Annotated in this window: 20 protein-coding genes; 12 read left to right on the top strand and 8 right to left on the bottom strand. The window is 26.1% G+C overall.

The genetic code is table 11. The annotated features are described in order from the left end of the window. Nucleotides 1–60 precede the first annotated feature (60 nt). Nucleotides 61–1,200, top strand: coding sequence for a molecular chaperone DnaJ (gene dnaJ / locus U0T55_00695; protein ID XBC42940.1), 1,140 nt, complete (start codon nucleotides 61–63; stop codon nucleotides 1,198–1,200). A gap of 87 nt (nucleotides 1,201–1,287) precedes the next feature. Here the strand turns inward: dnaJ and rpsT are convergent, their stop codons facing one another. Continuing rightward, complete coding sequence (gene rpsT / locus U0T55_00690) at nucleotides 1,288–1,551, bottom strand: 30S ribosomal protein S20 (protein XBC42939.1); 264 nt, start codon at nucleotides 1,549–1,551, stop codon at nucleotides 1,288–1,290. A gap of 219 nt (nucleotides 1,552–1,770) precedes the next feature. Between rpsT and ribF the strand changes: the two genes are divergently transcribed. From ribF to folA, 8 genes are all read left to right on the top strand, one after another. Continuing rightward, nucleotides 1,771–2,718 (top strand): bifunctional riboflavin kinase/FAD synthetase, encoded by a 948-nt coding sequence (gene ribF / locus U0T55_00685; protein XBC42938.1) that lies wholly within the window; start codon nucleotides 1,771–1,773, stop codon nucleotides 2,716–2,718. Between the two features lie 25 nt (nucleotides 2,719–2,743). Further along, the gene (gene ileS / locus U0T55_00680) at nucleotides 2,744–5,560 is read left to right on the top strand and encodes an isoleucine--tRNA ligase (GenBank protein ID XBC42937.1); all 2,817 of its coding nucleotides are present in this window, start codon (nucleotides 2,744–2,746) and stop codon (nucleotides 5,558–5,560) included. Next, nucleotides 5,560–6,048, top strand: coding sequence for a signal peptidase II (gene lspA / locus U0T55_00675; protein ID XBC42936.1), 489 nt, complete (start codon nucleotides 5,560–5,562; stop codon nucleotides 6,046–6,048). Before ileS ends, lspA begins: the two co-directional genes overlap by 1 nt. Nucleotides 6,049–6,117: 69 nt before the next feature. Beyond that, nucleotides 6,118–7,065 carry a 4-hydroxy-3-methylbut-2-enyl diphosphate reductase gene (ispH, locus tag U0T55_00670; protein XBC42935.1) on the top strand — a complete coding sequence of 316 codons (948 nt, stop codon included), beginning with the start codon at nucleotides 6,118–6,120 and terminating at the stop codon, nucleotides 7,063–7,065. A gap of 23 nt (nucleotides 7,066–7,088) precedes the next feature. Next, nucleotides 7,089–7,910: a 4-hydroxy-tetrahydrodipicolinate reductase gene (gene dapB, locus U0T55_00665; GenBank protein ID XBC42934.1), complete on the top strand. Its 822-nt coding sequence runs from the start codon at nucleotides 7,089–7,091 to the stop codon at nucleotides 7,908–7,910. A gap of 87 nt (nucleotides 7,911–7,997) precedes the next feature. Beyond that, complete coding sequence (carA, locus tag U0T55_00660; protein ID XBC42933.1) at nucleotides 7,998–9,185, top strand: glutamine-hydrolyzing carbamoyl-phosphate synthase small subunit; 1,188 nt, start codon at nucleotides 7,998–8,000, stop codon at nucleotides 9,183–9,185. Continuing rightward, nucleotides 9,169–12,417 carry a carbamoyl-phosphate synthase large subunit gene (carB, locus tag U0T55_00655; protein ID XBC42932.1) on the top strand — a complete coding sequence of 1,083 codons (3,249 nt, stop codon included), beginning with the start codon at nucleotides 9,169–9,171 and terminating at the stop codon, nucleotides 12,415–12,417. The genes carA and carB overlap by 17 nt, the downstream gene beginning before the upstream one ends. Before the next feature lie 8 nt (nucleotides 12,418–12,425). Further along, a complete protein-coding gene (folA, locus tag U0T55_00650; protein ID XBC42931.1) occupies nucleotides 12,426–12,920 on the top strand; it encodes a type 3 dihydrofolate reductase in 495 nt (164 codons plus the stop codon). Nucleotides 12,921–12,936: 16 nt separating this feature from the next. Here the strand turns inward: folA and U0T55_00645 are convergent, their stop codons facing one another. Together U0T55_00645 and rsmA are read right to left on the bottom strand one after the other, a co-directional pair. After that, nucleotides 12,937–13,761, bottom strand: a complete 825-nt coding sequence (locus U0T55_00645) for a symmetrical bis(5'-nucleosyl)-tetraphosphatase (protein XBC42930.1) — start codon at nucleotides 13,759–13,761, stop codon at nucleotides 12,937–12,939. Nucleotides 13,762–13,824: 63 nt separating this feature from the next. Beyond that, complete coding sequence (gene rsmA / locus U0T55_00640) at nucleotides 13,825–14,619, bottom strand: 16S rRNA (adenine(1518)-N(6)/adenine(1519)-N(6))-dimethyltransferase RsmA (protein ID XBC42929.1); 795 nt, start codon at nucleotides 14,617–14,619, stop codon at nucleotides 13,825–13,827. A 466-nt stretch (nucleotides 14,620–15,085) separates the two neighbouring features. Here rsmA and U0T55_00635 point away from each other — a divergent pair, with 466 nt between their 5' ends. Further along, nucleotides 15,086–15,835: a DedA family protein gene (locus U0T55_00635; protein ID XBC42928.1), complete on the top strand. Its 750-nt coding sequence runs from the start codon at nucleotides 15,086–15,088 to the stop codon at nucleotides 15,833–15,835. 199 nt (nucleotides 15,836–16,034) lie between these two features. On the opposite strand, the gene rplY is transcribed toward U0T55_00635, so the two are convergent. Further along, a complete protein-coding gene (gene rplY / locus U0T55_00630; GenBank protein ID XBC42927.1) occupies nucleotides 16,035–16,322 on the bottom strand; it encodes a 50S ribosomal protein L25 in 288 nt (95 codons plus the stop codon). Nucleotides 16,323–16,436: 114 nt separating this feature from the next. Further along, the gene (gene nfo, locus U0T55_00625; GenBank protein ID XBC42926.1) at nucleotides 16,437–17,273 is read right to left on the bottom strand and encodes a deoxyribonuclease IV; all 837 of its coding nucleotides are present in this window, start codon (nucleotides 17,271–17,273) and stop codon (nucleotides 16,437–16,439) included. A 502-nt stretch (nucleotides 17,274–17,775) separates the two neighbouring features. Between nfo and glyQ the strand changes: the two genes are divergently transcribed. Continuing rightward, entirely contained in the window at nucleotides 17,776–18,666 is an 891-nt protein-coding gene (gene glyQ, locus U0T55_00620; GenBank protein XBC42925.1) for a glycine--tRNA ligase subunit alpha, read from the top strand. A gap of 31 nt (nucleotides 18,667–18,697) precedes the next feature. Continuing rightward, nucleotides 18,698–20,764, top strand: coding sequence for a glycine--tRNA ligase subunit beta (gene glyS, locus U0T55_00615; GenBank protein XBC42924.1), 2,067 nt, complete (start codon nucleotides 18,698–18,700; stop codon nucleotides 20,762–20,764). A gap of 12 nt (nucleotides 20,765–20,776) precedes the next feature. Here the strand turns inward: glyS and secF are convergent, their stop codons facing one another. From secF to yajC, 3 genes are all read right to left on the bottom strand, one after another. Beyond that, entirely contained in the window at nucleotides 20,777–21,646 is an 870-nt protein-coding gene (gene secF / locus U0T55_00610) for a protein translocase subunit SecF (GenBank protein ID XBC42923.1), read from the bottom strand. Nucleotides 21,647–21,711: 65 nt separating this feature from the next. After that, nucleotides 21,712–23,568: a protein translocase subunit SecD gene (secD, locus tag U0T55_00605; protein XBC42922.1), complete on the bottom strand. Its 1,857-nt coding sequence runs from the start codon at nucleotides 23,566–23,568 to the stop codon at nucleotides 21,712–21,714. Between the two features lie 33 nt (nucleotides 23,569–23,601). Further along, on the bottom strand, nucleotides 23,602–23,940 hold the full coding sequence (gene yajC, locus U0T55_00600) for a preprotein translocase subunit YajC (protein ID XBC42921.1): 339 nt from the start codon (nucleotides 23,938–23,940) through the stop codon (nucleotides 23,602–23,604). Nucleotides 23,941–24,159 lie beyond the last annotated feature (219 nt).

Raw genomic sequence — 24,159 nt, 5'->3', positions numbered from 1 at the left:
AACGAGCATAAAATACTTATTATGCTCGTTAACATATATGTGAAATTGGGAAAAGAACGAATGCCAAAACAAGATTATTACCAAATTTTAGGAGTTAATCAATCATCCGAAGAAAGAGAAATAAAAAAAGCATACAAAAAATTAGCTATGAAGTATCATCCTGATCGAAATCCAGGTAATAAAACAGCTGAAGAAAAGTTTAAAAAAATTAAAGAAGCGTATGAAGTTCTAAATGATTCGAAAAAAAGAGCTGCATATGATCAATATGGACATACTGCATTCGAACAAGGAAATACAAACAACAATACGTTCACTCATAGTTTTAATACTAACTCAGACTTTAGTGACATATTTGGTGACGTATTCGGCGATATATTTAGTGGGAATAGAACACAACGATCTTCTAAAGGATCTGATTTACGTTACAATATGGTGCTAACTTTAGAAGAAGCTGTTCGAGGAACAATAAAAGAAATTCATATTCCAGTTTTACAAACTTGTCAATCATGTTATGGATATGGAACTCAATCTGGATCCAAACCCACAAATTGCCCAAAATGCTATGGAAGCGGACAAATACAAACAAGAAAAGGATTTTTTACTGTTCAACAAACATGTCCGAAATGTCAAGGTAAAGGAAATGTAATACAATTTCCTTGTCATACCTGTAACGGACATGGAAGAACGGAAAAATCTAAAATTCTATCAGTTAAAATCCCTCCTGGAGTAAATACAGACGATCGCATTCGCTTAAATAACGAAGGCGAAGCAGGAGAAAATGGAGCTGCTTCTGGAGACTTATACGTTCAAATAACAGTAAAAAAACATCCTATATTTGAACGCGAAGACAATAATTTGTATTGCGAAGTACCAATAAATTTTTCTATGGCTGCTTTAGGCGGTGAAATTGAAGTTCCAACATTAGATGGAAAAGTTAAATTAAAAGTACCATCAGAAACACAATCAGGGAAATTATTTAGAATAAAAGCCAAAGGAGTACAATCCATAAGAAACAAAAAACAAGGAGATTTATTATGTAGAGTAGTTGTAGAAACACCAGTAAATCTAAGCGAAAAACAAAAATATCTTTTATACCAATTAGGAGAAAGTTTCGGTGGTTTTAAAGGAGAAAAAAATAGTCCTCGATCAAAACGGTTTTTCGAAGGAGTAAAAAGGTTCTTTGATGATCTTACTAAATAAACTTTAAAAAATTTGCTTCTATATTACTAACCGTATGGAAGCAAATTTTAAAAAATAAATATTTAAATGTTATAAGCCTTAATAATATTAAACTATCAACTTTATTTTACGCTCTAAATTTGATTTATGTCGTGCTGCTTTATTTTTGTGAATTATACCTTTAGTAGCATATCTGTCTAAAATAGATTGAGCTTTTTTAAATTCTAACTTAGCTTTTTCTTTATTTTTCAATAATATTTCAACATTTACTTTCTTTATAAAAGTTTTTATTTTAGATTTTTTACTAGAATTAAAACATCTTTTGTTTTCAGATGTTACTGCACTTTTTTTGGATGCTTTCAAATTTGCCAAAATAACTCCCATATAAATTTTTATAAAATAATTTAAAATAAATTCATAAACATTATATGATATTGTAAAATAAAGTAAAATACATAATATCCATATATTATTGTAACACAATCACTTATGATTCTAAATAGTCCCACGAATCAATGATTAATAACATGAAATATTATTTTTTAACTTTAAAAAATTAACATAATAATTGTATTGTAAAGAACCATGACTATGAAACTAATACGTAACATAAATAACATTAAATTTCAAACTAACCCTTGTATATTAACAATAGGAAACTTTGATGGAATACATTTAGGCCATCAAAAACTATTAAATTTAATGTGCAAGAAAAAAGAAGAATACAAAAAACCTATTACTATTGCTATTTTTGAACCGCAACCTCAAGAATTTTTTTGTCCTAAAAATCCTCCTATTCGTCTCATGCAGTTTCGAGAAAAAGTAAAATACTTATCTCAATGGAATATCGATACAATATTATGTATTTATTTTAATCGAATTTTTTCTTGCATTAGTCCTATAGATTTTGTTACTAACATAATAATAAAAAAACTAAATGTATGTTTTTTAGCAATTGGAAAAAATTTTTGTTTTGGAGCTAAAAGAAAAGGAAATATTATTTTTTTAAAAAACATGGGGAAAAATTACAACTTTGAAGTTTATACAACTAAAATTCTTACAACACATGGTATAGAAATTAGTAGTACAGCTATCAGATCAGCGCTAAAAAATAATAATTTAAAATTAGCTAAAATACTATTGGGACGTTCTTTTAGCATTTCAGGAAGAGTTATTAATGGAAAAAAAAATGGATCTTTAATAGGATTTCCAACAGCTAACATTATACTACATAAAAATGCAGCTCCAATTAATGGCGTTTTTATAGTAAAGATATCCATACCCTCATCACAAAAAATATTCCTAGGAGTAGCAAATATTGGAACTCAACCCACCATGTCTGGAACTAAAAAAACACTCGAAGTACATTTAATAAATGTTTCGATAAATCTATACAAAACATACATAGAAGTCATATTTATTAAAAAAATTCGCGACGAATTTTGTTTTTCTTCTATAGAAGAACTAAAGACGCAAATTCAATGTGACATTAAAACAGCAAATTTGTATTTTAATAGTCATCCTCAAAGCACATCATAAATATGATAAAAAATAAGAGAAAACAATGACCGATTATAAATCAACCTTAAATCTACCCCAAACTAACTTTTCAATGAAAGGAAATCTATCTAAAAAAGAACCAGATATTCTTAAAAAATGGAACAAAAACAAAATTTATGAAGTCATTAGAAAAATAAAAAAAAGCAAAAAAAAATTTTTTTTACATGACGGACCTCCATATGCCAATGGAAAAATTCATATTGGACACGCAGTAAACAAAATATTAAAAGACATTATAGTTAAATCAAAAAATATGTCAGGATTTGATGCTCCCTACACTCCATCTTGGGATTGTCATGGATTGCCTATAGAGCACAAAATTGAAAAAAAAAATAAGAAAAAGAAAAAAAATAATACTGTAAATGATTTTCAAAATCAATGTAGAGAATATGCAAATGATCAAGTAAAAAACCAAAAACAAGAATTTACTAGGTTAGGAGTTCTAGGAGATTGGAATAATTCATATCTAACAATGAGTTTTAAAAATGAAGCAAACATAATGCAAACTTGCGTTAAAATGATTGAATTAGGGTATATTTACCAAGATTTTAAGCCAGTTAATTGGTGTATTAATTGTCGCTCAGCATTAGCAGAAGCAGAAATTGAATATTATTTAAAACCATCTCTTTCTGCTTTTGTAAAATTTAAAATTATTGATAATAATATAATAAAAAATATATTTAATGTTACTACCCTTAATAATATAACACATATAGTTATTTGGACTACTACACTTTGGAGTTTACCAGCAAGTAGAGCCATTACACTTAATCCTAATTTTTACTATCAACTTATTCAAACACCTGACGACATATTAATATTAGAAAAAACTCTAGTTCAAAAAACTATGGAGAAATGTAAAATTAAAAAATGGAAAATTTTGAATACAGTATCCGGAAAACTTCTTGAAAACATAAAATTTATTCACCCTTTCTTAAATATTATCATTCCCATAATTTTATCAGAACATGTAACTCTAGAATTAGGAACAGGAGCTGTACATACAGCTTCAGAATTCGGAAATGATGATTATAATGTAAGCAAAAAATACAACATTAATATAACCAAAACAATTGATGGAAGTGGAAATTTTAAAAATGATATTCATCCTAAATTAAACGGAATCAACATTGCAAAATCCATAGAAATTATCCTAGAACTATTAAAACAAAACAATTCTTTACTAAAAACCGAACTTTTTAATCATAGTTATCCGCATTGTTGGAGACATAAAACACCAATTATTTTCCGAGCTACTCAACAATGGTTTATTAACATGAACCATAGAAACTTGAAAGAAAATTGCATAAAACAAATACAAAAAGTAAAATGGATACCTAACTGGGGTAAAGAAAAAATGATTAGTTTAATATCTAATCGACCAGATTGGTGCATATCTAGGCAAAGAACTTGGGGAGTCCCTATCCCTATTTTTTTTCACAAAAAAACAAGAAAAATACATCCAAAACTATTTCTAATTATCAAAGATATTATCAAAAAGGTAAAAAACATAGGTATTAAAGCGTGGTTCGAAGTAGATCTAAAAATATTATTAGGTGATGAATCAAAAAACTATATTAAGGTAACAGATATTTTAGATATTTGGTTTGAATCTGGATCCATAACGCTATCTGACATATACCAAAATAAATTTCATCATAACAATATTTCCGATCTATATATAGAAGGATCAGATCAACATAGAGGTTGGTTTATGTCTTCTTTAATAATATCCACAGCCATTAACAATATACCCCCGTATCACGCGGTAATTACACATGGATTTATTGTAGACGAAAAAGGAAAAAAAATGTCTAAGTCTATTGGAAATACTGTTCATCCTAACAATATAATTCAGACATTTGGATCTGATATATTAAGATTATGGACAGCTTCCATTGACTATTCCAAAGAAATATCTATTTCTGAAAACATACTTAAAAAAACATCAGAAATTTATAGAAAAATTCGAAATACAGCAAAGTTTCTTCTTGCAAATTTATATGATTTCAACCCTGAAAAAGAGCTAGTTTCTCCTAAAAACATGATAATATTAGATCAATGGGCAATAGGAAAAACTCTTGACACGCAGAATAAAATCATTAATAGTTATGACAATTATAAATTTCACGACGTAATAAAAAATATAGTATACTTTTGCTCTATAGAAATGAGTGCTTTCTATTTAGACATAATAAAAGATAGGCAATATTTAATAACATCTAATCACATTTCAAGAAAAAGTTGCCAAAGTGCTATATATTTAATTTTAAATTCGCTTGTAAGATGGATAGCTCCTATTTTATCTTTTACTGCAGACGAATTATGGGATTATTTACCAGGAAAAAAAAGCGAATTTATATTTACTGAAGAATGGTTAAAAAAGCTATTTCCTTTAAACCATAACAATGTTATGAACAACACGTACTGGAATGAATTGATTACTGTCAAAAGTGAAGTAAACAAAGTTTTAGATCATGTAAGAAAAAATAAAATAATAGGAAATTCTTTAGAATCATTCATTCAACTATACGTTGACGATAATATTCAAGAAAAACTAAAGTTATTAAACCATGAATTACAATTTTTATTCTTAACATCAAAAATTCAAATAAAAAATTATTCTTCTGCTCCTAAGTATGCTATAAAAAGCAAATTAGTAAAAAACCTTAAAATACACATTACTAAAATGCATGGAAAAAAATGTATGCGATGCTGGCATATTATTTCTAACTCTAATGACATCAATATTGAATCAAAAATATGTAAAAGATGTATCTCAAATATTACCGGATTAGGAGAAATACGTAAATTTCTATAATGAAAAAATTACTAACTTTAAATAAAGTATTTTTATTCAGTATCTTTTTTATAATAATATTACTAGATATTTCAAGCAAAAGATGGATAATCAATAATTTATTATTATTTGAAATGCGAACACTAAACCCGATATTAAATATTTTTCATATACATAATTATGGTTTGGCGTTTGGTTTTTTTTCTGAAATAAGTCAAAAATATAAATATTTTCTACTCTTAGTAGGTATCATTACGATAACTGTAATATTTAAAATAATCTATCTCATACAAATAAACAAAAAATATTATAGTTTTGCTTGTACTCTAATAATTAGTGGAGCAATAGGTAATATGATAGATCGACTATACTTTGGATTTGTAATAGACTTTATTGATATCCATTTTAATAATTGGCACTTTGCGACATTTAATGTAGCAGATATTAGTATTTTTCTAGGCAGTATTTTAGTAATATATATTTATTTTTTAAAAAAAGAAAAAAAATAACATATATGTATACCACATATATAAATTCTAATAATCATATATGAAAATTATGTTGCATCCTAAACACATATGAATATTTTTTTAGCAAATCCAAGAGGTTTTTGCGCAGGCGTAAAACGAGCCATTAACATTGTTAATACTGCATTAAAAATCTGGGGAAAACCTATTTACGTAAATCACGAAATAGTACATAATACTCATGTAACTAACTTTTTAAAATCTCAAGGAGTAATTTTTAGTCCAGATATTGATCTTATTCCAGTTGGATCAATATTAATTATTTCAGCGCATGGGGTATCTAAAAACTTTAAGAATAGAGCTATAAAAAGAAGATTAAAAATAATTGATGCAACTTGTCCACTCGTCAAAAAAGTACACAAAGAGGTATCAAAAGCAAGCAATTTAGGATTTGAAGTAATACTTATAGGAACTTCCAAACACCCAGAAATAAAAGGTACAATTGGACAATATAATAATACCAACGGCAATATTTATCTTATAGAATCAATTCAAGACATTTCGCAATTAAAAATTAAACAACCAAATCACTTAACATTTATGACTCAAACTACGCTATCTTTAGAAGTTATTAACCCTATTATTTCAGAATTGCGAAAAAAATACCCTAATATTACTAGTCCTAAAAATCCAGATGTTTGTTATGCTACTATTAATCGTCAAACAGCAGTAAAAGAACTATCAAAAATATCTGATGCTATTGTAATCATAGGATCTAAACATTCTTCTAATTCCAATCAGCTTTTTAAATTAGCAAAAAAAACAAAAAAACATTCTATTTTGATAGATTCTAAAAATGATATTAATATAAATAATTGGGGTAATAATATAAAATCTATTGGAATAGCAGCCGGAGCTTCAACTCCCGATATTGTTATAGAACAAGTAATAAAAAAACTAAAAAAAATAACAAATTCCACTATCACAGAAATATCTGGAATAAAAGAAAATATCACATTTCATATGCCTAAAGAACTAAAAAATAAAAGATATTACTAACCTTTAATTAAAAGAAACATAAAATGCAGCATAAACCATTTAGAATTGCCATATCAGGCGCACTTGGAAAGATGGGAGTAAGTTTAATAAAAGAAATATGTAATGGAAATTACACAAATATATCTCTCAGCTCTGTCATAGTAAAACCAGGGAACGTATTAATTAAACAAGATATAGGAAGCGTGATAGGAATAAAAAAAACTGGTATTTTTATTTCCGATTCTTTAGAAAAAGAAATTAATAATTTCGACATTCTAATAGATTTTACCAACCCGAAAAATACAATGAAAAACCTCAATCTTTGTTCTATGAACAATAAAAACATTGTAATCGGGACAACGGGATTATCTGATGCCGACATAAAAAAAATTAAACTGTCATCTAAAAATATTGGTATTATTCTTTCACCCAATTACAGCATAGGAATTAACTTAATACTAAATTTATTACGAACAACTACTAAAGTTCTTGGAAAATACTCTGATATTGAAATTATAGAAGCACATCATCGTGCAAAGAAAGATGCTCCTTCTGGAACAGCAATAGAAATGGGAAAAACAATATCTAACGAAATGAATTGGAACTTACAAAAAAACGCTGTATATTTTAGAAAAGGTCTAATAGGGCAACGAAAAAATAACGAAATTGGTTTCTCCACTATCCGAGCTGGTGATATAGTTGGAGATCACACAGTAATTTTCGCTAATCCTGGAGAACGTATAGAAATTACTCATAAAGCAACTAATAGATTAACTTTTTCAAGAGGAGCAATAAAAGCTGCAATATGGTTAATGTTGCAAAAAAAAACAGGATTGTTTAACATGTCAAATGTGTTAAACATATAACCATATAAACATAACATATACTGCATTAAAATAAATATTTACTAAAAACAATGTAATTATATAATACCATTGGAGAATTTTCAGAACATGACAACCATGTCATCGTCAGAAGCAGTATTAGTTCTAAGTGATGGAACCACTTTTTATGGTAAATCAATAGGAATACCAGGAGAAGCACTAGGTGAAGTGGTATTCAACACATCCATGACGGGATACCAAGAAATTTTAACAGATCCTTCCTATTTTAATCAAATTATTACTTTCACTTATCCACATATAGGCAATGTTGGAATTAACAAAAACGATTGCGAATCTGACACTATTCATGCAAATGGATTAATTATCCGCGATCTTTCAATTAGATTTAGTAACTATAGAAGTGAAATAAGTTTGTCTCAATATTTAATAAAAAATAAAATTATAGCAATTTCTGATGTTGATACAAGGAAATTAACCAGAATACTTAGAATTTCTGGATCTCAATATGGTTGTATTATTACAAAAAAAACATTTGACTTTTCTGAAACATTAAATAAAATTTGTAACTTAAAAAACTTAAAAAATCAAGACCTAGCAAAAATAGTAAGTACCAAATCTGCTTATACATGGAATGAAGGACAAGTTTCCATCAAATACCATTCCAAAAAATCATCTCTTAAAAAAAAACCAATGTTTCATATTATAGTATATGATTTTGGAGTCAAAAGAAATATATTGCGAATGTTAGTAAGCCGAAAATGTCATCTAACAGTTGTACCGGCAAATACTTCTGCTCAAGAAGTTTTTAAACTATCACCAGATGGAATTTTTTTATCTAATGGACCAGGCGATCCGAGACCATGCCATTATGCTATTAATTCGATTAAAAAATTCTTAAAAATTAATATTCCAATATTCGGGATTTGTCTAGGACATCAATTATTAGCATTAGCTAACGGAGCACAAATAATAAAAATGAAGTTTGGACATCATGGAGGAAATCATCCTGTTAAAGAATTGCACTCTAATATCGTTATGATTACTTCGCAAAATCATAATTTTACAGTCAATCCTAACAATCTCCCAAATAATATCCAAATAACACATACTTCTCTATTTGATGGAAGTATACAAGGATTACGAGTAATAAATAAAAACGCCTTTAGCTTTCAAGGACATCCCGAAGCAAGTCCAGGACCTCATGATGCCATAACACTATTCGATCAATTCATAACCCTTATCAAAAACCATAAATATAACATTACACTTGAAGGGAAAAATGCCAAAACGTACTGATATAAAATCTATTTTAATACTTGGATCTGGACCAATTGTCATTGGACAAGCATGTGAATTTGATTACTCCGGAACTCAAGCATGTAAATCCCTGAAAGAGCTAGGATACAAAATTATTTTAATTAATTCTAATCCAGCAACTATTATGACTGATCCTGACATAGCTGACTCTACATATATTGAGCCTATTCACTGGAAAATAATTAAAAAAATAATTCAAAAAGAAAAACCAGATGCTATTTTACCCACTATGGGAGGACAAACTGCTTTAAATTGCGTTTTGGACCTAGAAAAAAACGGAATACTTGATGAATTTGAAGTAAAAATAATAGGAGCTACTATTGAAGCTATTCAAAAAGCAGAAAACAGAAAACTATTTGAAAAATCTATAAGAAAAATAGGATTACATACTGCAAAATCAGAAATTGTATGCAATATACAAACAGCACTAAAAGCTATAAAAAAAATAGGATTTCCAGCAATAATTCGTCCATCTTTTACTATGGGAGGCAGCGGCGGCGGAATAGCTTATAATTACGAAGAGTTTAAAAAAATTTGCGAACAAGGATTGAATTTATCTCCATCAAAACAATTGATCATTGATGAATCTTTAATCGGGTGGAAAGAATATGAAATGGAAGTAATACGAGATAAAAATGATAATTGTATAATTGTTTGTTCTATCGAAAACATAGATCCTATGGGAATACACACCGGTGATTCTATAACTGTGTCTCCAGCTCAAACTCTAACTGATAAAGAATATCAAATAATGCGAAATGCATCAATTTTAATTTTAAGAGAAATTGGGGTAGAAACAGGTGGAGCTAACGTTCAATTTGCTGTCAATCCAAAAAATGGACACATGATTGTTATTGAAATGAATCCAAGAGTATCTAGATCATCTGCACTAGCATCTAAAGCAACTGGTTTTCCAATCGCTAAAATTGCAGCAAAATTAGCCGTAGGATATACATTAGATGAATTAAATAATGATTTAATAGGATTAAATACAACAGCTTCTTTCGAACCAACTATGGACTATATAGTTACTAAAATACCAAGATTTAATTTTGAAAAATTTATAGGTTGTAATGATAGACTAACAACACAAATGAAATCTGTAGGAGAAGTCATGGCTATTGGAAGAACTTTTCAAGAATCCATACAAAAAGCTATAATAGGACTAGAAATTGGAGCAAGCGGTTTTGATAAAAAAATAAAAAAAAATACAAAAAAAAACATAAAACAAATTCATCACGAATTACGAGAAGCAGGATCTGATAGATTGTGGTACATAGGAGATGCATTTCGTATAGGAATGTCTGTCAACGAAATTTTTAACTTAACGTTAATTGATAAATGGTTTTTGACTCAAATAAAAGACATAATAGAAACAGAAATAAAAATAGAAAAAATGAATATAGAAAATATTGACTATGCTTCTTTAAGAAAACTCAAAAGAAAAGGATTTTCTGATTTAAGAATATCTATCTTAACCAAAAAATCTGAAAAAGAAATTAGACATATTAGACACAAATTAAATTTACATCCAATATATAAAAGAATTGATACTTGCGCTGCGGAATTTGAAAGTGAAACAGCATATATGTATTCTACATGGGAAGATGAATGCGAATCCAAACCGATTCATCACGAAAAAAAAATCATCATTTTAGGAGGAGGACCTAATAGAATTGGGCAGGGTATCGAATTCGATTACTGCTGCGTACATGCATCACTAGCATTAAGAGAAAATGGATTTAAAACTATTATTATTAATTGTAATCCAGAAACAGTATCGACTGATTATGACATATCAGATAGATTATATTTTGAACCAATATCGCTAGAAACAATTCTTGAAATTACAAAAATAGAAAAACCTGATGGTGTAATTATACAATATGGAGGTCAAACGCCGTTAAAATTAGCAAAAGAACTTGAAAAAGAAGGCATTCCTATTATAGGAACTAATTCTCATTCAATTGATAAAGCAGAAAACCGTAAAAAATTTCAAAAAATCATATCTAATTTAGGACTATTGCAAACAGCTAATGCTACTGTTACAAATTTACAAGATGCTGTTTTACAATCTAAAATTATAAAATATCCAATTATGATTAGACCATCATATGTGTTAGGTGGACGTTCCATGGAAGTAATTTACGACGAAAAAGCTTTAAAGACCTACTTTGAAAATTCTATCACTTCTAAAACTCAAGAACCAGTTTTATTAGATCATTATTTAGAAAACGCAATTGAAATTGATGTAGATGCTATTTGTGATGGAAAAAATGTTTTAATTGGCGGAATCATGGAACATATTGAACAAGCTGGTGTACATTCTGGTGATTCTGCATGTTCTTTACCTGCACATACCTTAGATACAACAATTCAAAACATTATTAGATCTCAAGTAAAACAACTAGCGTTTGCGTTATCTATAAAAGGATTAATGAACATACAATTTGCCGTAAAAAATAAAAAAGTATACGTATTAGAAGTAAATCCCAGAGCGGCTAGAACTATTCCTTTTATTTCAAAATCTACTGGAATAGCATTAGCAAAAATTGCTGCCAAAGTCATGATTGGAACTACTTTATTACAACAAGGTTATATAAAAGAAATTATTCCACCTTATTATTCAGTAAAAGAAGTAGTACTTCCTTTTAACAAATTTCAAGGATCCATTCCTATTCTTGGACCAGAAATGAAATCTACCGGAGAAGTTATGGGAATAGGAAAAAATTTTTCTGAAGCTTTTTCAAAGGCCATGTTAGGCACGCAAATAAATATAAAAAAATCAGGAAGAATTCTAATTTCTGTAAAAAACAGTGATAAAAATAAAATTTCTCATTTAGCTAATATACTTAACAATCTTGGATTTAAATTAGATGCAACAATAGGAACTGCAAAAGTGCTACAACAAAATGGAATAAAAGTTAGAATAGTAAGTAAAGTTCACGAAAGAAGACCGCATATAAAAGACAGACTAAAAAACGGAGAATACATATATATTATAAATACCAGTGACTGCAATCAAGCTATCATAGATTCTAAATCAATTTGCCAAAATGCTTTACAATATCAAGTACATTATGATACTACATTAAATGGTGCTTTAGCTACAATTATGGCTATTAACGAATGTCCTATAAAAAATGTAATATCTTTACAAGATAGACATAAAACTATTTTAAATGTATTTAATAAAAACATTGAAAACTAGACGGATATATGAATATTAGTATTATAGTAGCTATGTCAGAAAACTACGTAATTGGAAATAAAAATTCTATACCTTGGTATTTACCATTAGACTTAATGTGGTTTAAAAAAAACACAATTAACAAAAGCGTAATAATGGGTAGAATTACTTGGAATTCTATTAAGTTTGCATTACCAATGAGACAAAATATAGTATTAACTCATAAAAATATAAAAAATTACGATAATAATGTATACTTTGTGAATTCTATCCAAAAAGCAATGAAATTAGCAATTCATAAAGATGAAATCATGATTATTGGAGGTAGCCAATTATATTCTCAAATACTACCTATTACTAACAAAATTTATTTAACAAAAATAAAAATTCATGTCCTAGGAGATACTTATTTTCCAAAATATGAGCATATGAATTGGAACACAGTATTTAAAGAAAATCACAACATAAACTATCACAATAAATACAATTTTCAATTTCAAATTTTAGAACGTACATTAAAATAAAATAAAAAATTCTTTATCAAATACGCATTTCAGACTTTTGACGAAACCATTTTTTATCTTCAAGTCGGAACATACTAAGTGATCCACCCCAACAACATCCAGTATCCAAAGAAATGAATCTTTGTGGAGTAACACTACTGTCTAAAGAAGCCCAATGACCGAAAAATATAAAATAATCTTTTAAATTATCATTTCTCATTGAAAACCAAGGCAACATAGGAAATGTATCCATAGAAGGAGATTTTTTATTTATCATATCTAACGTACCATCACAATAACAATATCTCATTCTCGTAAAAACATTTAAACTAAACTTCAAACTATCTAAATCTAGAGATGAATTATCAATATATTTTACTACAGAACTATTAAATATACTCTTGAACAAGATGTCATAATTTTTGTGACATAAAATTGATTCTAACTTCTTAGCATAATTTTTAGCTATGTTAATATTCCAAAAAGGATGAATTCCAGCATGAACCATAATAATTTTTCTAGTCTCATCAATTTTTAATAATGATTGTTTACGCAACCAACTCATTAAATAATCGATATCTTTAAATTTTAATATATTCGAAATAATATCATTTTTAGATTTTTTGTTTTTAATGTTTGCATGAATAGCAATCAAATTAAGATCATGATTACCTAATACTAAATGTAAATTAGACCCTAAGGAAGAAACAAAACGCATAACTTCAATAGATTTAGATCCTCTATTAACCAAATCCCCGGTTAACCATAAATGATCTGATTTTTCATTAAAAGAAACTTGTTCTAATAACTTCATAAATTCATTATAACAGCCATGAATATCACCGACGAAATATGTACTCATATATTTTCCCATACATCTTTTGTTGTAAAAATTGTTATATTACATCACAAATTATAATTATAATTAACTTATATAATTTGATAGTATACAATACTGCATAATAGATATGTTTTCAGCACGCAACATAGGATCAATTGAAAGATTTTTTAAAATATCTTCGCTAAATAATTCAGACAAACTATTTCTTATAGTTTTTCTTCTTTTACTAAAAGCTAACGTAATGACTTTTTTAAAATTAATCATATTTTTAATACAGTACCGCTTTTGTTTATAAGGCACCAATCTCAAGAAAGTAGAACAGACTTTTGGAACCGGTCTAAAAGATTGAGGAAAAACATCAAATAAACGCGTTATTTTACAAAAATACTGAGACATGATACTTAACCTACTATAATATTTAGTACCTGGTAAAGCTAACAATCGATTTGCTACTTCTTTTTGAAACATAAAATGCATATCAAAAATATTATTATATCTAAAAAGATAAAATAACAAAGTAACGGAAATATTATATGGTAAGTTTCCAAAAATACGTATAGAATTATAAAAATTATTTTCTATGCACGAAAAATCAAATGTTAAAACATCTTTAGAAAAAATTTTTAAATTTTTGATTCCACATGAAGATGCATGTAATCGAGTTACTAAATCTTTATCGTATTCTATTACAAATAACTTATGTAACAATCTACACAAACCAAAAGTTAATGCACCTAATCCAGGTCCAATTTCTATCATTATATCTTTTTTTTTAGGACTTATACTATTAATAATATTATCAATGATATGACTATCTATTAAAAAATTTTGACCTAACTGCTTTTTTACAATATGTTTGTTATATTTAAACTGAATCATGATATCTTCACATTAAATTTTAAACATTATACATATAATCGAAAATTCTTTTTTTAGTTAATAACAATATTAGCATGTTACATTATAATAGGATATTGTGCATTTTACACATTTAATTCTTTTATTTTAACTAATATAATTTATCTTAAAAAATTTAATTAAAGAAAATAAAAAATCATATATAATACTACTTGAGATTACGAATGGTTTTATATACTATAAATGCAATAAATATTGCACACAACTTGAATGATTTATTCAAAAAATTAATTTTTTTAAAAAAGTTATAGTATTAGAAAATAAACAAAATATATTAGTATACGTAAAAATCGTTAAAAATAATATGATATGATAACTATTTAGTATTAAACATTAATATAATACTTTTTAAAAATTTCCAAAAATAATTCATAATCTAAAAAATTCTTATATTATTTAATTTTTTATAAATAGAAAACGAGAAAGTATGGAAGACTGGTTTTTATATTTAATAACACAATCTATTTTTTATTCATTACCTATAATAACATTAGTAGCATTTTTAGAATCTTTAGCTTTAGTAGGTTTGTTTCTTCCTGGAATGATACTTATGGCAGCTTTAGGTACATTAATCGGTAACGGAACATTGAATTTTTATCCTGCTTGGATAGCAGGATTTATTGGTTGTATATTCGGAGATTCAATTTCATATTATCTTGGATGGAAATTTAAAAAATACTTAAACAATCTTCATTTATTAAAAAAAAATAAAACAATTTTGAAAAAGATAACAGCTACTTTAAATAATTATACTGCTATTACAATATTAATAGGAAAATTTATTGGCCCTACTCGGCCATTAATCCCTATGACGTGTGGAATGCTAAACTTATCTCTAAAAAAATTCTTTTCTTCTACAATATTCGGATGCATATTATGGCCACCGGTATACTTTCTTCCAGGGATCATTACTGGATTAGCCATCAACACTACACAAATGAAAGAAAATACAAATTTTAAACTCTTGCTTTTTGCTTCTATTTCATTAATTTGGTTAAGTTTATGGTTAATTTGGACGATGTTTAAATCAAAAAAAAATAATACAATTTCAAAAAATCAATTTTTCAATATAAAACTCTTAGTTTTCCTATTTAAATTAAGTTTAGTATTAGGACTAATTAACATATTTATTTTATACCTATATCCAAAAATAATTATCATACTTAAACTATTATAAAAAATATACTTCTACACAATATAAAATTAACTTAAATAAAATAATTTAATTATACTAAATGATTTACTATAAACATAACTTATATAATGCAATAAATTACTAATACTAATTTTTATCGGCACGATATATTATAATCTTTAATTTACTAATTTTATTACATTTATATATTTCATCACTTTTTCGTGCCGATACTCTAAAATTATTGTATTTGACAAAAATCCATATGCATAATTCTAGGTTTAAAAACATGATGTTGTATCGATTTTACCTGTACTTTATATGTAATGCTATCCATTATTAAAAAAAATTGTTCTTTATAAATGTCAAATTTAAAGATAATATTTGAGATGATATTATGATCTAATTCTATGCAAACATTCGATTCAGAATCACAATATATTACCGCTGGAAATTTATTATTTAAACGTAGTCGACGACTAGAACTTTTACCTTTTTTTTGACGTTTAGTTACATTAATAGTTATCATATATTATTCCATGTATTCAGTTAAACAAACAAAAATGTATTATAAAAAATATAAAAACTATGTTTTTATCTCTTGTCACATTGTCTTTACTTACATAAGTTTAAAATATAACTTTCATAATGAATTAAGCCACTTAATTTCCTGTTTCCATAAACTTGGATCTGTAGTTTCTAATATAATTGGAAAATCATCACAGTTTACATTCTTTATAATCCAAGAAAAAGCTAACGTTCCAATACTTCCTTTTCCTAAACTATAATGTCTATCAATGTTACTATTAAAAACTGATTTAGAATCATTAAAATGCATTCCACATAAATAATTAAATCCTACAATGTCATCAAAATATTTGAAAGTTTTTTCGCACGAATGTTTTGTACGTAAATCGTATCCAGAAGAAAATAAATGACACGTATCTAAACAAACTCCAATACGAGTTTTATCTTCTATTCTATCAATAATTGATATTAAATGTTCAAAAGAATAACCAACGTTTGTCCCTTGTCCAGCTGTATTTTCTATCACTAATTTAACCGCAACAGTTTTTTCTAATGCTAAATTAATTGAATCAGAAATTCGCTCTAAACATTTTTTCTCGCTAATTTTATTTAAATGACTTCCTGGATGAAGATTTAATAGTTTTAACTCTAATTGCTGACATCTTTTTATTTCATCAATAAACGCCATTCTAGATTTATTTAAACAATCGTCAAACGGGTGACCTAAATTAATCAAATAACCACTATGAGGTAAAATTTGATTTGAACTATAATTTAAAGTTTTGCATGCAACTTTAAATTTTTCAATATGTTCATCTTTTAACATCATTGTAGTCCATCTCAAAGGGTTATTAGTAAACAATGCAAAAGCAGTAGCTTCTAATTTTTTAGCTCTCATTACTGCTTTATCTAAACCTCCTACAATACTAACATGAGCTCCTATATATCTCATTTTCGTTCCTATACTATATTTCTTTAATTTGTCTTAAACAAAAAAATAAATAAAAAAATTTATTTCAGATATCATTGGAATATAATGATATTTCAAATTCATGAAATAAAAATGTGATCTAATTTCTATATATAAATTCCATATCATATAAATTATGATTAAAACCACAATATTTTTTATTAATATTATTCCAAACGTTTAAAACTAAAATATTTAAAATACGCGTAAAAACTCATTACATGTTTTATTAAATATATTTAATAGAATCAAATTAAAAAAATAAAGATCCTTAATTTAAATTAATAATAATATTTATAACATTAAAAATCTTGCTATTTTTAGTAACTTACTTATAGCTTACTTCTTAAATAATTAGTATGATCTTAAATTACCACAAAAATTTTTAAAGTTCATCACTATTAATAGAATAACTCGATTATAAATTAATAAATACATTTTTATGAAATAATTTAATCTTAGGCAATAAAATTGGAAGAATATAATGAATGATATAACAACGTTTAATCAAATAATTTTTAAACTAAAAAACTATTGGAAAAATCAAGATTGTACGATTATTCAACCACTAGACATACCTGTAGGAGCTGGAACTTTTCACCACAAAACGTTTTTTGGAACAATTGGGCCTGAGCCAACTTCTATTGCATACGTACAAGCATCAAGAAGACCATCCGATGGAAGATATGGAAAAAATCCTAATCGATTGCAACATTATTATCAATTTCAAGTCATTGTTAAACCTGCACCAAACAATATTCAAAATTTATATTTAAAATCATTAAAATCTTTAAATATAAATTTTAAAAATAATGATATACGTTTTATAGAAGATAATTGGGAAAATCCAACATTAGGAGCATGTGGACAAGGATGGGAAGTATGGATTAATGGTATGGAAATTACGCAATTTACTTATTTTCAACAAATGGGAGGAATAAATTGCGATCCAATTGCCATAGAAATAACATACGGTTTAGAGCGAATAGCTATGCATATACAAAATCAAGATAGTATATATCAAATTATCTGGGACAATAATAAAGAATATATTACTTATGGTGATTTATTTTTACAAAACGAATTTGAAAATTCTATATACAATTTTGAATATTCTAACGTTGATATTTGTTTGAACTTATTTAAAACACATATGAAAGAAGCACAAAAGATAATATGTTTGTCTCGTCCATTACTCATCCCAGCATACGAACATGCACTATACGGGATACATTACTTTAATTTGTTAGATGCAAAGAAATCTTTTTCTACTACCGAACGTCAGCAGCATATTTTGAATATTCGAAAAATAGTCAACACTATTGCTAAACAATACTATCATTTAAGCAAAAAATCAGAATTTCCTATCTTATAATAAACATCAAGAAAAGGTGATAAAAATAAAAATGAACACAACATTTTTAATAGAAATTGGAACTGAAGAACTACCTCCAAAATCATTACGAACTATGGCTGAATCTTTTAAAAATAATATGATTATTTTATTAATTAAAAATCATATAAAATATGATGAAATATCATGGTACGCTACGCCAAGAAGAATAGCTATAAAAATAGAAAAATTAAATATAACACCACGCAAAAAAAAATATAAAGGACCTTCTATTTCTAATGCATTTGATTCATTAGGATGCCCAACTCATTCCACCCAATGCTGGATAAAAAAACTAGGCATTAAAATAAATCAAGTATCTCGTGTAAAAGAAAAAAAAAGAGAATGGCTTTTTTATGAACACTTTATTAACAATTTTCAAATAGAAGAAAAACTTGTAGAAATATCTATTTCTTCTATTAAGAATATTACTATTCCTAGTTTTATGAAATGGAACGAAAATAATATACAATTTTCTCGACCAATTCGAAATATAGTTATGTTATTAAATAACAAAATAGTAAAACAAAAATTATTAGGAATACAAACTAATAGATTACTTTCTGGACATATGTTCATGAAAAACACTAAAATTAAAATTTTTCACGCAAAAGAATATCCTGAAATATTATTACAATCTGGAAAAGTTATTGCTGATTACAATATAAGAAAAACAAAAATCAAAAATGAATCTCAAAAAATAGTCAATCTTGCTGGAGGATATTTAAAAATAAACGATTTCTTACTAGAAGAAATAACTTCATTAGTCGAATGGCCAACTATCCTTATTGCTAGTTTTGAAGAAAAATTTCTTAATATTCCAAATGAAATACTAATATATATTATGGAAAATCAGCAAAAATATTTTTCTATATACGATATAAATAGTAATAAACTTACAAATAAATTTATTATTATTTCTAACATCGAAACAAAAAATCCTCAAAACATTATTTTAGGCAACGAAAAAGTATTAAATACTCGATTTTCTGATGCAGAATTTTTTTTTCATAAAGATCAAAAGATACCATTTAATGAATATCAACCATTATTAAAAAATATTATTTTTCAACACTCTTTGGGAACTTTGCACGATAAAACTAATAGAATAAAAAAACTAATTGCTTGGATAACACAATTTACTCGAGCTAACATTAATAATTGTATTCAAGCAGCTAACTTATGTAAATGCGATTTAGTTACCGACATGGTATTTGAATTTCCTGAAATGCAAGGAATAATAGGAATGTATTATGCATTATATAATAATGAACTAGAAAACGTAGCAATAGCCATAAAAGAACACTATTTACCTCGATTTTCTAACGATATTATTCCATCAGATCCTACTTCTTATTCCTTAGCCTTATCAGATAAAACTGATACGTTAGTTGGTCTTTTCATTATTGGAAAAAATTCTACTGCTAAAGATAAAGATCCATTTTCTTTGAGACGGCTAACTATTGCAATTATTCGTATTATCTTAGAAAAAACAATATCTATCGACTTAGTTTTATTACTTAAAAAATCATTAAAAACATATAGTAATATTAAAAACGACAAAGTTATATTGAATAACATAATACGATTTATTTTAGAAAGAATTTATTTTATATACGTTAAAAAAAACTATGCTCCCGCCATAATAAAATCAGTATTAAAATGTAATATTACACATCCAATAGACATAGATTTACGTATAAAAGCTATTACTAATATGTACAACTCAAATACTCTCAAATCATTAATTTTAATGCACAAAAGAATTTCAAAAATCTTAATACTATCTCAAGAAATATTGCATACAAGCATAAATTACGAGCTTATACAAGAAACTGAAGAAAAAATTATAATATCACTGTATAAATGTATATATAAAAAAATACAATACTTTCTTTTAAAAAAAGATTACAACTCTATATTAGAAGAACTATATAATTTATATGAACCAATTTGTAATTTCTTTAAAAAAATAAAAATACACGACAAAAACATTTCTATTAAAAAAAATAGATTAGTTATATTAAAAAAAATACACATGCTATTTTTTACAACAGCCGACTTTTCACTTCTTTACTAAAACATAATAATTTTATAGTTTTATTTTGATTCCTGTTGTCTTATAAAATTGAAATGAAAAAGACGAAGAAATATAAATAGAAGATAATGTTCCAATAAATATACCAATCATCATAGTTAAAGAAAAATTTTTTATTATTTCATTACCAAAATAATATAATATTGCTGCTACTGAAAATGTAGTAGCTGAAGTCATTAATGTTCTACTATACACCTGAGTTAACGATAAGTTTAAAATATCTAGGAACAACAAATTTTTAAATTTTTTAGTATTTTCTCGAATGCGATCTGATACTACAATACTATCATTTAAAGAATATCCTATAATAGATAACAAAGAAACTATAATGATAGGACTAACTTCTATTCTAAAAATAGAAATACAACCCAAAGTCAAAAGTAAATCATGCAGTAACGATAATATAATTCCCACAGATAAATTCCACGAAAACCTGATAGTAATATAAAAAAAAATGAAACAAAGTGCTAAAAGTAAGGCGATAAAAAACATTTGTAACAAACCATTATCTGAATTAGGTCCAACATACTGAATAGAAGTAATATTATATTTAGATACTGAATATTGATCTAAAGCTAAAAGAACTTTTTTAGAAAAAAACATTATAGATGCGTTAGAAAAATAGGACGAACGTACAATAACATCATTTATTCCCCCCAAATAGTTAACTTGAATATTCTGCAATCCTATACTTTTTAATGCAAAAATCACTTTATCGATATTTATTAGTGTATCGCAATGAATATTGATTAACATTCCGCCTGTAAAATCAATGCTCCAGTTAAAACCAAACATTATAATACTAATCACTGAACATAACACACAAATTATTGATATAAAAAAAGATATATTTTTCCAATACATAAAATTATAAATTAACTTTTTTTTTTAATATATTTATATAATATAAATAAGACACCAATCAATCCTCATATAGACAACTTATTAATTCTATGTTTATGATAAAAAAGTTGAATTATAGTGCGCGTAACGAATAGAGAACTAAATAATGAAGTAAAAATACCTACTATAGTAGTTACAGCAAAATTTCTTATAATATCCGTTCCAATAATATATAAAACTATGGATATAATTAACATAGACACATTAGCATCAAATATACTAAAATATGCTTGAAAATAACCTTTTCGGACTGCTTCAAGGATATATAAATTATTTTTTATTTCTTCTCGTATACGCTCATTAATTAATACATTAGCATCAATAGAAAATGCTAACATCAATAATATACTGGCTATTCCAGGCATGGTTAAAACTATACCTGGTAATATAGACATTATTGCTATTATTAATAGTAAATTCGAAACTAGAGATATAGACACAATTAATCCAGATTTTTTATAACGCGTTATCATAATTAATATACATAACGCAACACTGATCATACAACTTAATATACCATTCTTTATATTTTCTTTTCCGATTGAAGGACCAATAACATTTTCTTCTATAATTGTTATAGGAGCGATAAAAGATCCTGTTTTAAGCAAAACAGATAATTTTTTAGCATCAGAAACATCGCGCATTCCAACAATTTTAAATGAACTACCTAATATGGAATTAATTTTAGCTATATTAATAACAGTCTCGCGCTTTTTAAACAATGAATTTTTACTATGCACATTTATATTCTTATTGACATACTCTATCCAAAGTATAGCTATGTATTCTCCAATATGATTTTTTGTAATATTAGTCATAGCTTCACCACCAAAGCGATTTAATTGTACATTCACTTCAATTTGATCGAGATTATTTATTATATAATCCGCATCTAAAATATATTTCCCTGACATAAATGCATCATTATAAAGTAATACTGAATCAAAACCATTTACGCGATATAACGTAGAACCATGAACAATATGATTGCCATTTTTTTGAAATTCTATATCTTTACTAGTATTAACTAAATGAAATTCTATCTTAAAATTAGAGCTAAGAATTTCTTTTACTTGAATACTATTTTTAAAATCAGGTAATTCTACAATAATGCAATTATTATTAGTCTGTTGTATGATAGGTTCTGCAATACCCAATTGATATATACGATTTTTTAATATATATATATTTCTTTCAATAGCCGATTGAATCATAGATTTTATGTATGAACTACTGTAATTTACTAATAATACATTTTTAGTATTACGACTAAACAATAAATCAGGATTTTTCGCAGTAAGTTCGTTTTGTATTTTATCTAGTAAAAAAAAATGTTTAGAAACAAGTTGTACACCGTAATGTTGTGTTTCTCTTATATTTATATCTGTATAATTATTTTGAGAAATGTAATCTAAAAAATATTTTTTTATATTAGATTGACATTCATGAAATATATAATTAGTATCCATTTTTAATAAAAAATGAGTTCCACCTTTTAAATCCAATCCTAAACGCATGGGTTTAGCCCCAAAAAATTTCAATAATTGAGGATAATTTATATTAGAAGAAAGTGATATAATAACTTTCTTATCTAAAAATATTTTGTTTAACTTATTAAAAGCATCAAACTGCTCATTTGTTGTATTAAAATATAAAAATATACTTTTATGTTTTATTTGAAATTTAACATAATGAATTTTCTCATTCTTCAAAATATTCAATAATTCTAGTACGCAATTATTAAAAGAACTATTATTATTTTTGACATAATTGAGTTCTATTGATAGAGTATTTTGATAAAAATTTGGACATGCATAAATGAATCCTAATAATAAAACTATTACTATAGTACATAACTTCAAAACAAAAATGCGAGTAAACATACGTTAGAAGAAACCTTTATATTTTACATAATTTCAATAATCAAGCTTTTTGATAGTATTTTTTGGTAATACCAATGATATATAATCGCTTTTTATTAATACCTCAACATTATCGTTTAATACTAACAAAATATATCCTTGTTTAGTAATATTTTTTATTTTTCCTATAAAACCGCTAGTAGTAAGAACTTCATCATCTTTGGAAAGAGAATCAATAAGCGCTCTATGTGCTTTAATTTTATTTTTTTGAGGACGAAAAATTATAAAATAAAAAATCGCTACAAAAAACAATAACATACATATAAAAGAATATGGATTATTTTGATGTACAGCGCTACTTGAAGCAAACGCTTCAGAAATTAATAAATTCACGAAATATTCCTTTTATTATAAAATGAACAATAAAAAATGTTAATATAATCATTTGATATAAATAAATGTCTATAAAAAATTTCTAGTTCAATTACTTATCTAACAATTTTAAAACTATTAAAATAAAACATATACATTTAATTAAAGTTAAAAATTAAAAAATCTTTAGAATATTAATTAATATAAAATACTGTTACAAAATAAAAAACATCAAAATAA

Source organism: Buchnera aphidicola (Kaburagia rhusicola ensigallis), from assembly GCA_039830025.1.
GTDB lineage: Bacteria > Pseudomonadota > Gammaproteobacteria > Enterobacterales > Enterobacteriaceae > Buchnera_B > Buchnera_B aphidicola_AW.
Note: the sequence above shows the minus strand (reverse complement) of the source record. Positions and strands in the feature narration are given on the sequence as shown.